12 protein-coding genes and 1 pseudogene are annotated in these 12972 nt (G+C 46.6%); 11 read left to right on the plus strand and 2 right to left on the minus strand.

Features of this window, described 5'->3' with window-relative positions:
* Positions 1-5 precede the first annotated feature (5 nt).
* From DP091_RS27765 to DP091_RS32430, 8 genes are all read left to right on the plus strand, one after another.
* Complete coding sequence (locus DP091_RS27765) at positions 6-938, plus strand: phosphotriesterase family protein (protein WP_113061298.1); 933 nt, start codon at positions 6-8, stop codon at positions 936-938.
* On the plus strand, positions 935-2041 hold the full coding sequence (locus DP091_RS27770) for an aminotransferase class V-fold PLP-dependent enzyme (protein WP_113061299.1): 1107 nt from the start codon (positions 935-937) through the stop codon (positions 2039-2041). The genes DP091_RS27765 and DP091_RS27770 overlap by 4 nt, the downstream gene beginning before the upstream one ends.
* 4 nt (positions 2042-2045) lie before the next feature.
* A complete protein-coding gene (locus tag DP091_RS27775) occupies positions 2046-3209 on the plus strand; it encodes a YhfX family PLP-dependent enzyme (protein ID WP_113061300.1) in 1164 nt (387 codons plus the stop codon).
* A gap of 1 nt (position 3210) precedes the next feature.
* Entirely contained in the window at positions 3211-4404 is a 1194-nt protein-coding gene (locus DP091_RS27780; protein WP_113061301.1) for a phosphopentomutase, read from the plus strand.
* Between the two features lie 185 nt (positions 4405-4589).
* The gene (locus DP091_RS27785) at positions 4590-6005 is read left to right on the plus strand and encodes an FAD-binding oxidoreductase (RefSeq protein WP_113061302.1); all 1416 of its coding nucleotides are present in this window, start codon (positions 4590-4592) and stop codon (positions 6003-6005) included.
* Complete coding sequence (locus DP091_RS27790) at positions 5998-7392, plus strand: (Fe-S)-binding protein (RefSeq protein ID WP_258394715.1); 1395 nt, start codon at positions 5998-6000, stop codon at positions 7390-7392. Before DP091_RS27785 ends, DP091_RS27790 begins: the two co-directional genes overlap by 8 nt.
* A gap of 276 nt (positions 7393-7668) precedes the next feature.
* On the plus strand, positions 7669-7974 hold the full coding sequence (locus DP091_RS32425; RefSeq protein ID WP_113061303.1) for a winged helix-turn-helix transcriptional regulator: 306 nt from the start codon (positions 7669-7671) through the stop codon (positions 7972-7974).
* A gap of 592 nt (positions 7975-8566) precedes the next feature.
* Positions 8567-8779, plus strand: a complete 213-nt coding sequence (locus DP091_RS32430) for a GNAT family N-acetyltransferase (RefSeq protein WP_113061304.1) — start codon at positions 8567-8569, stop codon at positions 8777-8779.
* 325 nt (positions 8780-9104) lie between these two features.
* Here the strand turns inward: DP091_RS32430 and DP091_RS32435 are convergent.
* Both DP091_RS32435 and DP091_RS27815 read right to left on the minus strand, forming a co-directional pair.
* Positions 9105-9233: pseudogene (locus tag DP091_RS32435) on the minus strand (aminoglycoside phosphotransferase family protein); the annotation flags it as partial.
* Between the two features lie 306 nt (positions 9234-9539).
* The gene (locus DP091_RS27815) at positions 9540-10424 is read right to left on the minus strand and encodes a LysR family transcriptional regulator (RefSeq protein ID WP_220091187.1); all 885 of its coding nucleotides are present in this window, start codon (positions 10422-10424) and stop codon (positions 9540-9542) included.
* Between the two features lie 164 nt (positions 10425-10588).
* Between DP091_RS27815 and DP091_RS27820 the strand changes: the two genes are divergently transcribed.
* From DP091_RS27820 to proB, 3 genes are all read left to right on the plus strand, one after another.
* Entirely contained in the window at positions 10589-11467 is an 879-nt protein-coding gene (locus DP091_RS27820; RefSeq protein ID WP_113061306.1) for a DMT family transporter, read from the plus strand.
* A 122-nt stretch (positions 11468-11589) separates the two neighbouring features.
* Positions 11590-12129, plus strand: coding sequence for a prolyl-tRNA synthetase associated domain-containing protein (locus tag DP091_RS27825; RefSeq protein ID WP_113061307.1), 540 nt, complete (start codon positions 11590-11592; stop codon positions 12127-12129).
* A gap of 1 nt (position 12130) precedes the next feature.
* Positions 12131-12937 carry a glutamate 5-kinase gene (gene proB, locus DP091_RS27830; protein ID WP_113061308.1) on the plus strand — a complete coding sequence of 269 codons (807 nt, stop codon included), beginning with the start codon at positions 12131-12133 and terminating at the stop codon, positions 12935-12937.
* Positions 12938-12972: the final 35 nt, after the last annotated feature.

Consider the following 12972-nt stretch of genomic DNA (forward strand, 5'->3'; position numbering starts at 1 on the left):
AAGAAATGTACATCCAGACCGTACTTGGGCCCATACAACCGGAGAAGCTTGGCGTATGCGCCTGTCACGAGCATCTATACGTGGATCTGAGCCGCATTAAGAAGAACGAAGATACCTGCCTGCAAGACACGGAACTTGTCATGGATGATCTGAAAAGCTTTTATGCCTATGGCGGCCGTGCCGTCATCGAGGTGACCAACGACGGAATGGGCAGGGATGCGCGTAAGCTTGCCGAGATCAGTAAAGCCTCCAATATTCATATTGTTGCTAGCACGGGGTGTTATAAAGACCCTTTCATACCCGAAGAGAAGCAGCATTGGAACCGGGATCAATTCGCCGAATGGATGATTCGAGAGATTCGATCCGGTATCGCGGATACGGGGATCAGACCGGGGGTAATCGGCGAGATCGGCAGTAGTATGAACGAATTCAAACCGGTCGAGACGGAGCTGTTCCACGGAGCCGCCGCCGCGGCCAAGGAAACCGGGCTTCCGTTATCCACGCATACAACGCTGGGAACCTGTGCGTTGGAGCAGATCGAGCTGTTTACTGCGGAAGGGATGCCGCTGGATCAGGTGATTATCGGTCACCAGGATCTTAACGAGCAAGATGAAGTGGTGCTCGAGGTGCTGAAGGCAGGCGTTTACGTCGCGCTGGATACGATCGGCAAGGAAAACTACCGCAGTGACAACGCCCGCTTGGAATCCTTATTGAAGTTTATCGAGCACGGGTACGAGGACCAGCTGCTATTGTCGACCGATCTGACCCGTAAATCACATCTGCACGCGTTCGGCGGACAAGGCTATGACGTGGTGTTAAGGTCGTTCGTACCTGCCTTGCGCGGCCGGGGAATCACGGAGGAAGTGATTCATAAATTACTGGTGGGCAATCCACAGAGGGCTTTCAGTATTCGAAAGGCGGGTGACTTGTCGGTATGAAATATGAACAATCGGTATTGATAAATCGCACGATGGAGCAGGCACAGCAGCTACAGTTTATATTGATTGATGAAATTACGAAAGAATTTGCGAACAATGAGTTTTTCCAAGTTGGCGATGTGGGGCTGCATCCGGAGTTCCACAGGCCGCTGGTTACGGCCCGCGTCGAAAAGGTGCTTGCCCGAACGTTTGGAGGGGAACATTGCGCATTGGTACGGGGCAGCGGTACCGGAGCGATCCGGGGAATTTTAAGCGTGCTGGTCGAGCCGGGAGATTCGGTTATCGTACACACGGCACCGATGTACACCACGACCAAGGAATCCTTTCGTTTAATGGGAATGCGGCAGTCCCAAGCCGACTTTAATGACATGGATGCCGTGGCGAAGCTGCTCGAGAACGATCGGATTTCCAAGGTATTTTATGTACAGCATGCGCGGCAGCAGCCTACGGATACGTATCTTCTCCAGGACCTGATCGCGCTCGTGAAAGAGAAGCGTCCCGATTTGCCGATCGTGGTGGATGATAACTACTGCGCGATGAAAATGCTTGGAATCGGTTCGGAATATGGGGCTGACTATTCTACATTCTCCGGATTCAAGCTGATGGGACCCCAAGGAATCGGCGTGATTATCGGCAAACGGGAAGGGATCGAGAAGCTGCACGAGCGCAACTACTCCGGCGGTGGACAAGTGCAGGGATACGAAGCGCACGAGCTGCTGCGCAGCATGGTGTTTGCCCCCGTCATGCTGGCGATTCAAAACGAACAGGTAGAGAAACTGTGCCAGCGTCTGGCAACAGGTGAAGTACAGGGCATCAAGGAAGCCTATATCACCAACTCGCAGTCGAAGAATGTCATCGTTGAGCTGGAGCAGCCGATTGCCTCGGCGGTTATCGAACGCGCATCCCATTATGGTGCGGCCACTTATCCGGTAGGGGCGGAATCGCGCTTTGAGCTGGTACCGATGATATACCGGGTATCGGGAAGTTTTCTCGAGAGCGAGCCCAAGCTCAGGGATTATGGTCTGCGCATCAATCCGATGAAAGCATCGGCAGATACGGTTATCCGCATCTTAGAAAATGTTCTGCAGGAATTTAGGGGGTAACTGCATGTTTGTAGATATGACTTTACAACGGAATGAGGGGTTGATTCGTACGGCGGCAATCCTTCACCAGAGGGGGGATATACCGGCCAATACGTATGTAATCGATGCGGATGGACTCATGCATAACGCCTGCGTTCTTTCCGAAATGGCGGAACAGCACGACATGACGCTCTATTACATGACCAAACAAATTGGCCGAAGCGGTTATGCCGGAAAGCTGATCGAACAATGCGGAATCAGGCAAGCGGTAGCGGTGGACATCGATGAAGCATATGCTCTGTCCGAAGCCGGGTGCCGCATCGGAAACATCGGGCATATTGTACAGCCGAGCAAAAGCCAATGGGCAGATGTGCTGCGCCAGATCAAGCCCGAAGTGGTCACCTTGTTCTCTTTTGAACGGGCGGTCCAATTGTCGGAGGCCGCTGTGGCACTTGGACGAGTACAAGATGTCATCCTGAGAGTAATCCGGCCCGGCGATGCGATCTTCCCCGGCCAATTCGGCGGATTTTTGCTCCATGAGCTTGAGCGGCTACTGCCGGAGCTGATGAAGCTGGGGGGAATCCGAATCGTGGGGGCGACCAGCTTTCCTGTGCTGCAGATCAACGCCGAGAACACGGATTTTGCAATTACGCCGAATCTGGAGACGCTGCTAACCGCCGTGGAGACCCTTCGGACGTACGGCATTGAGATTAAGCAAGTGAATGCTCCAAGTGCGACCAGCTGTCACACCATCCCGCTGTTGAAACGCTACGGTGTCACCCATGGCGAGCCCGGCCATGCGCTGACAGGCACGACCCCGCTCCATGCATACAAAGATCGGCTTGCCGAAATACCGAGCATTGTGTATGTATCGGAGATTTCTCACATGGACGATGAGTACGCCTATACGATTGCCGGCGGATTTTATCCGAGGTCGCATATGCAGCAGGCGCTTTACGGTTCAACCCCGCGCGATATTACGTTCCAAAAGGCGAAGGTCAGTCAATACTCGGCGGAAAATATCGATTACTACGGATGCTTGGAACGGGAGCAGCCGATGAAGGTCGGTGATACCGTGATCTATGCGTTCCGCACGCAAATTTTCGTAACCCGGGCTCATGTCGCTTATGTAAGAGGAGTGAACAGCCTCAAGCCGGAATTGGTTCATTTCCAGAAAAGAGGGATGTAACATGGGAAAACTATCCTTACTCGTACTCGATGGTTTCGGTATTGGCGCTATGAGGGATTGCCGGACGCTTAAGCCCGAGGATGTGGATGCCCATACGTACAACCATATTCGGGAAACGGTGCCGCTTGCGATTCCGGTCCTGTACCGCTTAGGGCTCGGCAAGCTGGTGGACGATGTCGGCGAGCCGCTCGGGGCCTATGGCCGGAGCAATCTGGCTCATTACGGGGCCGATACCTTTATGGGACATCAGGAGCTGATGGGCAGCAAGCCCGGGATGCCGGCCCAGCGCCTAATGTCGGAGATCGGTCCAAGGATCAGGTCTGCGCTGGAGGCAGCCGGATATCGGGTAGAGCTCCCTATTGCGGAAGCAACGGTTCTGCTGGTGGAAGGCGCCGTCGTTGTAGGCGATAACCTCGAATCTCAGCTCGGCAACATTATCAATGTCGTCGGAGATTTGAATAAGCTGCCTTTTGAAGAAGTCGTGAAAATCGGAAAAGTCGTCCGCGCCCATGTGGACACAAGCCGGGTGATCGTATTCGGTAATACAAAGACCGATATCGATACGATTCTATCGGTCGTAAGGGAACGACATCCGGGACAATGGGGGGTGGACGCGCCCAAGGCCAACGTTTACGGCGAAGGCTACCAGGTGGTGCATCTCGGTTACGGGGTTGATTTTGAAAAACAATTCGCTTATATGGCCGAGGAAAGCGGGCTGCCCGTATACCGCATCGGTAAAACGGCAGACGTCATTCAGGCCGGCGGGTTCAGCGATCCGGTCGTGGAGACGAAAGACGTCCTGGCAACATACCGCAGGAAGTATTTAGAGTCCGAGGAAAATGCCATTTTTCTGGTGAATGTTCAGGAGACCGATCTAGCCGGTCACAAAGAGGATTGCCAATGGTATAAGGAAGTGCTCGAAGCATCGGACCGGTTCCTCGAAACCTTCATACCTGAGATGGGGGAAGATGATATGCTTATCATTACGGCCGATCACGGCAATGATCCGACGATCGGTCATTCCAATCACACGCGGGAGCAGACGCCGATTCTGATCGTCGGCAAGCAGATTAAGCCGGTATACATCGGTGAACGGAGCACGATGGCGGATATTGCAGCCACGATGGCGGAGTATTCCGGGATTGGAGCTCCCGAATACGGGACCAGCTTTTTACCGTTGATCCTAAAGCGGTAAGCTTCGTTCTGATTTGATTTTCTAAGAGAAATATGAAATACGACTGGAAAGAAAACAACCAGTAAACACATAAGGTTGCCATGAAAGGACCCTACGATGGTTGCGGGGTCCTTTCTGACATCGCAATAATGCGAAGCTCTAAAGAAAGGCAACCGGTTGGATAACATAAGGGAGGGAACGTTATTATGTTAGAATCGGCTCTCGCCGCGCAATTAAGAGCCATCGTGGGCGATGTCCACTTCCGGGAAGACAAGGAAGCCCGAATTACTCATTCGTATGACGGGACACCAATGCTGCAGGCAATCCCTGATGCTGTGATCTATCCTAAAAGCACGGAACAAGTTTCCGCCATTATGAAGGTTTTATCCGCCTACAAAGTCCCCCTGATTTCCAGGGGATCCGGTTCCAATTTATGTGGCGGCACCGTTCCGGTGCAGGGTGGGGTCGTCATGGTCATGCATCGGATGAACCGGCTGCTTGAACTGGATACGGACAATCTGGTCGCCAGGGTTCAACCGGGCATCATTACTGCGGACTTTATTAACCATATCGAATCCTTGGGCTTGTTCTATCCCCCGGATCCAAGCAGCATGCGCATTTCGACGATCGGCGGCAATATCGCGGAATGCTCCGGCGGTCTCCGAGGTTTGAAATACGGTACGACCAAGGATTACGTGATCGGACTGGAGGCCGTGCTAGCGAACGGAGAGATCATCCGCACTGGCGGAAAGCTGATGAAAGACGTGGCCGGGTACGATCTGACCAAGCTGCTGGTCGGATCCGAAGGGACGCTGGCGATTATAACGGAGGCGACGCTCAAGCTGATACCTCATCCTAAATCCAAAATGACCATGCTTGCCATGTTTCGCGACCTGTATGGAGCCGCTCGCACCGTATCCGCTATTATTGAATCTCGGATCATTCCGGCGACGCTGGAGTTCATGGACAATCCGACCATACGCGTCGTTGACGATTTTGCCAAGCTAGGGCTACCTCTGGATATGGAAGCGATTCTGCTAATCGAACAAGATGGCGACCCCGAAACCGTGGAAAGAGATATTGAGATGATCCGCCGAATATGCGAACGAGAGCAAGCAGACTCGATTCAGGTTGCCGCTGACCGTGAGGAAGCCGAGCGGTTGCTGACGGCAAGAAGAAGCGCGTTTACGGCGCTGGCACGGCTTCGACCGACCACGATTTTAGAGGACGCTACCGTTCCCCGCTCCAAAATTGCCGACATGGTCCGGCGGATCAATGAGATTGCCCAAAAATACAATGTCACCATCGCTACCTTTGGTCATGCAGGCGACGGAAATCTGCACCCGACGGCGACGACGGATGCGAGGGATGCAGAAGAGATTCATCATGTGGAGCAAGCTTTTGAGGAAATTTTCGCTGCCGCTCTTGAGTTAGGCGGAACCATAACCGGCGAGCATGGCGTTGGCGTGGTGAAAGCCCCGTACCTTGAATGGAAAATCGGCGCTTCCGGCATCGAGGTCATGAAGGGGATCAAAAAGGCGTTTGATCCTGACAACATATTAAATCCGGGCAAAGTGTTTGCCAAGGAAACCAAGAAAAGGGTGATTATCCATCATGGCTAGTCAAACCAACATGCCAATCAATTTGAAGCCGAACGCTCAAGTCAGCTTGGACAAGAAACCGAAAATCGATCACGCCAATCCTTTGGCCCGCACCTTGCTAGAAAAACTGGATTACGATCAATTGACCAACTGCATGCGCTGCGGTTTTTGCCTGCCGGCATGCCCTACGTTCAGAGAAACCGGCGTGGAGCCAGAGTCGCCGCGCGGGCGCATCGCTTTAATGAAGGCCGTTGTTGACGGACTGATGGAGCCTGATGGCATGTTCCGAGAACAGATGAACCACTGTCTCGGCTGCAGAGCATGTGAACCGGTATGTCCGGCTGATGTGAAATACGGTCATCTGATTGAGCAGGCCAGGGATGCGATCGAAGATCATCCGAACCACTCGCTTCCGGTTAAAGGAATGCGCAAGCTGTTTTTTAAAGGCATATTCCCGCATCGAAACCGTTTAAAGCTACTTGGCGGAGCGATGAAATTTTATCAGAAATCCGGTTTGCGACGCGTTGCAAGTGGAGCCGGCATGATGAAGCTGTTTCCCCGCCATTTGCAACAAATGGAGAGTATTTTGCCTGACGCTGGCGCACTTGGAGTCGTGGAGAAGCTTGGGACCGTGTATCCGGCCAAAGGCATACCTATAGCCCGCGTCGCGTTGTTCCGAGGCTGCATTATGGATGTGATGTTTGCCGAGACGAATTGCAATTCCGTTAAATTGCTGTCCGAAGCAGGGTTTGAGGTCGTCATTCCTCCCGAGCAGGTATGCTGCGGAGCGCTGCATGCCCACAGTGGAGAAATGGATCTGGCCAGAGCTTTGGCAAGAACGAACGTCAAGGTATTCAAGGAAATGAATGTGGACTACATAGTTTCCAATGCCGGAGGCTGCGGCGCCTTGCTGATTGAATATGATCATTTGCTGCACAAGGATGCGGTTTGGAAAGAACAAGCGTCTTGGTTTGCAAGCAGGGTGGTGGATATCAGCAAGCTGTTGCTGGAACACGGAAGGCTTCCATCCTTTGCAGAATCATCGGCGTCAGTCCACGAACCTATCGTGGTAACTTATCAGGATTCGTGCCATTTGCGAAATGTCATGCGTAGCGGTGCGGCCCCGAGGCAGCTCATCCGTCAGGTGGGCAATGTGATCTTCGAAGAGATGAAAGAAGCGGATCGCTGTTGCGGGTCGGCCGGCATCTATAATGTGACGCAGCCGGAGATGGCAGGTCAAATTCTGGAGCATAAGATGGAGAACGTTAACGCTACCGGGGCGCGATACCTATTGACCAGCAATCCGGGCTGTTTGCTGCAGATGAAGCTGGGCATAGAAAAGCACAGCAACACCGATAAGATGGAAGTGCAGCATGTGGTGGATTTTTTATATGAACGATTAGTTTGAACCGATTCTTCTAAAACTCTAAAATTTGAAACATAGTAATACATTCAAATGAAGGACCAGCGGTTGAACTTAAATCGGCCCAGCCAAAAATTCTAATCTATTCTACTTACGGAGTCGAATCTCTCAAAAAAAGTCACATCGCGTATGAGGTGGGAATCATCTCTAGCGCAGTTCAACACGAATTTGGTACACTGAGATTAATTATAAGGATTGTCTCAAACTTGGGAGAATAACGGGTTTCCGACCTCGAATAGAATTTCTTTATTTTCGTCGTTGATGAGGCAATTCACCTTATTCCAGGTCATTACTCAACTATATTATAGCCGCCAACGTTTCAATCAACTGAGACGGAATGTCGGCGATATAAGTGTTAAATCTTTAATTGATATTTTGAAGCATTTGGAACAATTGCAAATCGTTAATCGCGAAGTGTACCCTACCCCTACAATACCCGAAAGCGTGGAATATTCGCTAACGGAGAAAGGTAAGGAATATAGAAAAGTACTGCTTCAAATGCGCGAGTGGGGAGAAAAATGGATGTTTGATTCTGAAGTAGGTGATCGAACTAACGGGGAACGTTAGTTCAATAAAGTCAAGAGGGCAGCCGGTCAGATTAATTAACACGGGAGAGAGGAGAAACTTATTAGGAAAGGTGTGGTGAAAAACACAGCTATGAAAAATAGAAACGTAACTGGTATTGTAGTGGCTGTAATTTATTGTTTGGTCCTTTATGGGATTTTAATTGATGCCCCCCTGGTGAAGCTCCAAATAATCCGCCATGGGCATACGCAATGATTCCACTTGGAGCTGTTGTAATTACCTCTCTCTTTGATTATGTAATCAAGTTCGATTTCTTCAAAAAAAAGAAAGAGCTGAGTGTTTACGACACTCGTGTCGGACAACAAAATTATGGTCCCATAGAAAGTCGCTAATTTAGCGGCTTTTTTGTTTTATCGGTACAAGTTCTTGTCCCGAGTCAAGAACAGGAACATAAGCCGATTACCGATTAGATAATTATCTAACTATGTTTTACATGCAATTTCATTAAGATATCGGGGAGGTTAGTACAATGGCATCAGCTAACGGATAACTGTCCTTCATTACGTTAACGGGCAGTAATCTTTGACAAAGCAAAAGGAACGGACCTTTCGGATGTGGCTAACCTATCTGAAATATGGGTCTCAGAATCTATCACTTACGGTTTGGGGCTAGTACCGAAAAGTTGTTTAGAAACAATATCGGGAATTACTTCTGGGTTGCAGAAATCAACTCAGAAATTGTAGGCTATATAACTGGTAGTATACATGTAAGCGACGGGTTAGCTGTAATCGAGCAGGGAGAGCATTATCTAGAGGTAGATGAGGTATATGTTCACCCTGAGTATTGAAGTAGAAATATAGGTCACGTGATGGTAGATAAGCTTCTTGAAGCTGCTGAAGGTAATGGCATAACTCGGGCTGTTGTATATTCTGCGACTAAGCAGTGGCAAAGAATAAATAGTTTTTACGAGAAACATGGGTTTAAAATGTGGTTTGTTCAAATGTACCGTTAAGAGCATTACTTTTCCTAAGGATAAAACTAACGGGAAACGATAGTGCAATAATACAAATGAAAGCAGCAGATCAATGTGATCGGCTGCTTTTAACGGCTTTCTTATTACATTCAAGGTTTTTGGAGTTCTTTTTTAGAGTCAACCCTGCGCAGGCTGGTACTCATTTTTCTTTGATTTTTTGCGTATGGACATGCTTCGTCTTCCCGTAATCGTGCTTGTTGTGGAGATACCACTCCACAAGTCTGTACCCAAATACGAGAAGGATCAGCTCGTAGACGCAATGATCAGCGGGATACATCGCTAGTAGAATTCGAGCATCTGATCGATTTCTAAGTTCCATGGTTCTTAACGACAGGAATCCGAACGTCCACTTCATACATATTGTTGTCTTTCTCGTAAATCAATTCAAACTCGAGATAATTAGCAAATTAGTAATTACAGAGTGGAAACTACTCTCTCCAAGTGTACTTCAATTGATAAACACTGTCATTTAAATTTAAATATTTTCCGAGTTGTTTAACATTGCGATTAATGATTGTGAAGGAATGCAATGTTTAGAAAGAGTTGGGTTGAAATAGCTTTAACATTAGATCGGTTACACCTCGTCGTTTGTAAAGTTGTTTCTGTATTGCAGGTAATCAATGAACCTCTTGACGGCAAGTGATGCTGTTTTACTATCTCTCATTGCAAGGCCTATCTTACGATATGCTGGTATATCAAGTTCTTTCGTTATGATTCGATATGGAATACGTTTCAAAATAAGCTCTGGCAAAATACTGATTCCCAATCCGCTTTCAATCATTGACATGATGGCATAATCATCCCATGTTGTAAAATGTATGTTAGGTTCAATGTTACATTTTTCAAAAATTTCCGATATTTCTGCTTTAGCGCCTTTTTCTAAAAGCATGAAGGGGTAATCACATAACGCTTTTACAGGAAAACGTTCGCAGTCGGCCATGGGATGATCCTCCGGCAAAATGACTAGTAATTTATCCTGTTCCAAAAAAATTGTTTCAAACTCTGGGATTGTCGGTAACCGAATAAATCCACAATCCACGCGACCCTCCAAGATCCAGCCTTCTATTTCAGTATAGTCACCCAGTAATAGTTCATAATCAATATTAGGATAATCCTTCTGAAACATCTTGATAATATTCGGGAGCCAATGCGTTGCCACACTGGAAAACGTTCCAATCCGAATTAACCCAGATTGCAAGCCGTTCAGTTCGTCTACTTGAGTCTGTAATTTCTCGAATTCATTACATACACTTCGAGCAAAGGGTAACAGCTTTAATCCATCAGAAGTCAAACGAACACCAGCACGACCACGTTCAAGAAGTGACACGCGCCATTCCTTTTCCAAATCGTTTATCATGCGGCTGATTCCGGACTGGGAATAGTTCAGTACTTCTGCAGCCTTTGTAAAACTGCCCATTTCGACGGTTTTGATAAAAGCCATGTATTTTTGAATATTCATATCCATAATTAGATATCCTCTTTTACATTTGATTTTGTTATTCTCATCATTAAAAATATTCGTTTTTGTTATCTTTAAGGATATGATAACCTACCTATGATGTAAAAAACAAATGATGGCAACTCATTATTTATTTTCAAACCGATAGAAAGCAGGAGCCTAGAATGAAGGAAAAACTGTATTTTATGTTGTCGATGATTATCTTCGGCGCGGTAGGAGTTTTCGCAAAATATATTGACCTGTCTTCGAGTAAAATTTCACTATTTCTAAGTCTATTTGGAGCATTATTTCTACTTTTTATTTTTCTATTCAGAAAACAGAAGGTATCCTGGGCCCTTGTAAGAAAAAATGCTTTTGTTCTGTTTATTGCAGGCATTGCACTAAGCGGAAACTGGATTTTTTTATTTCAAGCGTATAAGGAAACAACAATAGCTAATGCGGCATTAAGCTATTATTTTGCGCCTGTCTTGGTTATTATGTTTTCACCTTTGGTTTTAAAAGAACAGTTGTCGCTTAAAAAAGTGATGTGTATCGTTGTCGCTTTATTGGGATTATTCCTTATATTGCTAAACAGTACAATGGAAAGCAACGGGAATCATTTGCTTGGTATCGGCTATGGACTAATAGCAGCGGGATTTTATGCCTTGTTAACTATGACAAATAAATTTATTCGTGGTCTGGATGGGCTGACAATTACCCTTTTACAACTTGGTTTATCGGTTTTGCTATTATTCCCTTTAGTATTATTCACCGATGGCTTCAATTTTTCTTCTCTCACGTGGAGGCCGATTTTTGTAATGCTTTTACTGGGTGTCCTTCATGGCGGAATCGGATTTTATATGTTCTTCGCAGGTATGAAAGGATTAAAAGCCCAAAGTATCGCCGTATTAAGCTATGTTGATCCACTTACTTCACTAATGATTTCAGCTTTAATAATAAGAGAGGAAATGACTATGCAACAACTGATAGGTGCTGCTTTGTTGTTAGGGTCCATTTGGTTCGGTGAATCTGGCATATCAAGGGCAAAAATGAGCGATTCGTAAGCTAACAAGCATCTCTTTATATCTGGTATTGTAATGAAAATCATGATAAATATTCGTTATTGTATTCCAAATAAAAGTGATACATTAAAAACATGAATTACTCAGTGAAAGGAAAATGATCAATGTTCTTTGTAAGTGATATATATACAACAGCACCTTCCGAGTTTAAGTCGGTACTACAAGAAAAGACCTACCATACGTTGCAAAACCTGCATATTCCATTTGAGCGTGTAGATACCGATGAAGCGATAACAATGGAAGATTGTGTGCAGATTAATAAAAAGCTGAATATGAAGATGGTAAAGACTCTATTTCTTTGCAACCGGCAACAAACAGCATTTTATTTATTCATAACGGCTGGCGATAAACCTTTTAAGTCAAAGGAGTTCAGCAATGCTTTAGGAATTTCACGAGTCTCCTTTGCCCCTTCGGACTTACTGGAAAAGATGCTGGGAACAAAAGTCGGAGCCGCAACTGTATTTAGTGCACTACTTGACAAAGATAATGTTATACAAATTGTATTTGATAAGGACATTATCTGCGAAGAATGGTATGGATGTAGCGACGGTACAACCACAGGTTATATGAAAATCAAAACGGCGCAAATCATTCACGAATTTCTGCTTTTTGTGAAGCATACACCGTCTATTGTTGAGGTGTAGTATGGGACTATATCAGAATAGAATTGTTGTGAAAGTTGGAACTTCCACACTGACAAATGAAATAGGACAAAATGACTTGCGTTCTTTTGACCGGCTTGCCTGTGTATTATCCGATGTTCATAACATGGGTTATGAAATTATCTTAGTATCTTCCGGTGCGATAGCCATAGGTTCAAATAAGCTTCAAATGAAAACGCGGCCTACTTCTATGCGTTTGAAGCAGGCTGCAGCTGCGGTTGGACAGTGCAGTATCATGTTTTTATATGATAAATTTTTTAATGACTACGATAAGACCATAGCACAAATCCTCCTAAATGCTGAGGATATAGAATTCGAGGAAAAGAAGGAGAAGCGGACAAACACTTTTGATGCTTTACTCGAAATGGGCATAATTCCAGTTGTGAACGAAAACGACTCCGTTAGTTATAACGAAATCGAGTCTGAGGAAAGATTATTTGGCGATAATGATATGCTTTCTGCTATTGTCGCCGTATTGTGTAGAGCTCGAAAACTCGTCATTCTATCAGATATTGACGGCTTTTACGACAGCGATCCTCGGTTGCATTCAGACGCAAAGCTAATAGAACGAATCAACACCATTGACGAGAAAATACAATCATCAGCAGGAGGATCTGGTTCCCGCCGGGGCAGAGGAGGCATGAAAACGAAGTTACAAGCGGCAAAGTTGGCAACCACACAGGGGGTTGACACTATCATTACAAATGGCAAAAACCCATCCGCTCAGTATGAGATTATCAAAGGATCTAGCGTTGGTACGCTTTTTGTTGGAAATCGCTTAAAGTGGTAGTTCAAGGGATTCATTTTATCAATGCAGCTCCCTTG

Source organism: Paenibacillus sp. MDMC362 (genome assembly GCF_003269305.1).
Lineage (GTDB): Bacteria > Bacillota > Bacilli > Paenibacillales > Paenibacillaceae > Paenibacillus_AQ.

Excerpts from the sequence above, each read along its gene's own strand:
- DP091_RS27765 (WP_113061298.1), top strand. The coding sequence starts at position 6 with ATGTACATCCAGACCGTACTTGGGCCCATACAACCGGAGAAGCTTGGC.
- DP091_RS27770 (WP_113061299.1), top strand. The coding sequence starts at position 935 with ATGAAATATGAACAATCGGTATTGATAAATCGCACGATGGAGCAGGCA.
- DP091_RS27775 (WP_113061300.1), top strand. The coding sequence starts at position 2,046 with ATGTTTGTAGATATGACTTTACAACGGAATGAGGGGTTGATTCGTACG.
- DP091_RS27780 (WP_113061301.1), top strand. The coding sequence starts at position 3,211 with ATGGGAAAACTATCCTTACTCGTACTCGATGGTTTCGGTATTGGCGCT.
- DP091_RS27785 (WP_113061302.1), top strand. The coding sequence starts at position 4,590 with ATGTTAGAATCGGCTCTCGCCGCGCAATTAAGAGCCATCGTGGGCGAT.
- DP091_RS27790 (WP_258394715.1), top strand. The coding sequence starts at position 5,998 with ATGGCTAGTCAAACCAACATGCCAATCAATTTGAAGCCGAACGCTCAA.
- DP091_RS32425 (WP_113061303.1), top strand. The coding sequence starts at position 7,669 with ATGAGGCAATTCACCTTATTCCAGGTCATTACTCAACTATATTATAGC.
- DP091_RS32430 (WP_113061304.1), top strand. The coding sequence starts at position 8,567 with ATGGGTCTCAGAATCTATCACTTACGGTTTGGGGCTAGTACCGAAAAG.
- DP091_RS27815 (WP_220091187.1), bottom strand. The coding sequence starts at position 10,424 with ATGAATATTCAAAAATACATGGCTTTTATCAAAACCGTCGAAATGGGC.
- DP091_RS27820 (WP_113061306.1), top strand. The coding sequence starts at position 10,589 with ATGAAGGAAAAACTGTATTTTATGTTGTCGATGATTATCTTCGGCGCG.
- DP091_RS27825 (WP_113061307.1), top strand. The coding sequence starts at position 11,590 with ATGTTCTTTGTAAGTGATATATATACAACAGCACCTTCCGAGTTTAAG.
- proB (WP_113061308.1), top strand. The coding sequence starts at position 12,131 with ATGGGACTATATCAGAATAGAATTGTTGTGAAAGTTGGAACTTCCACA.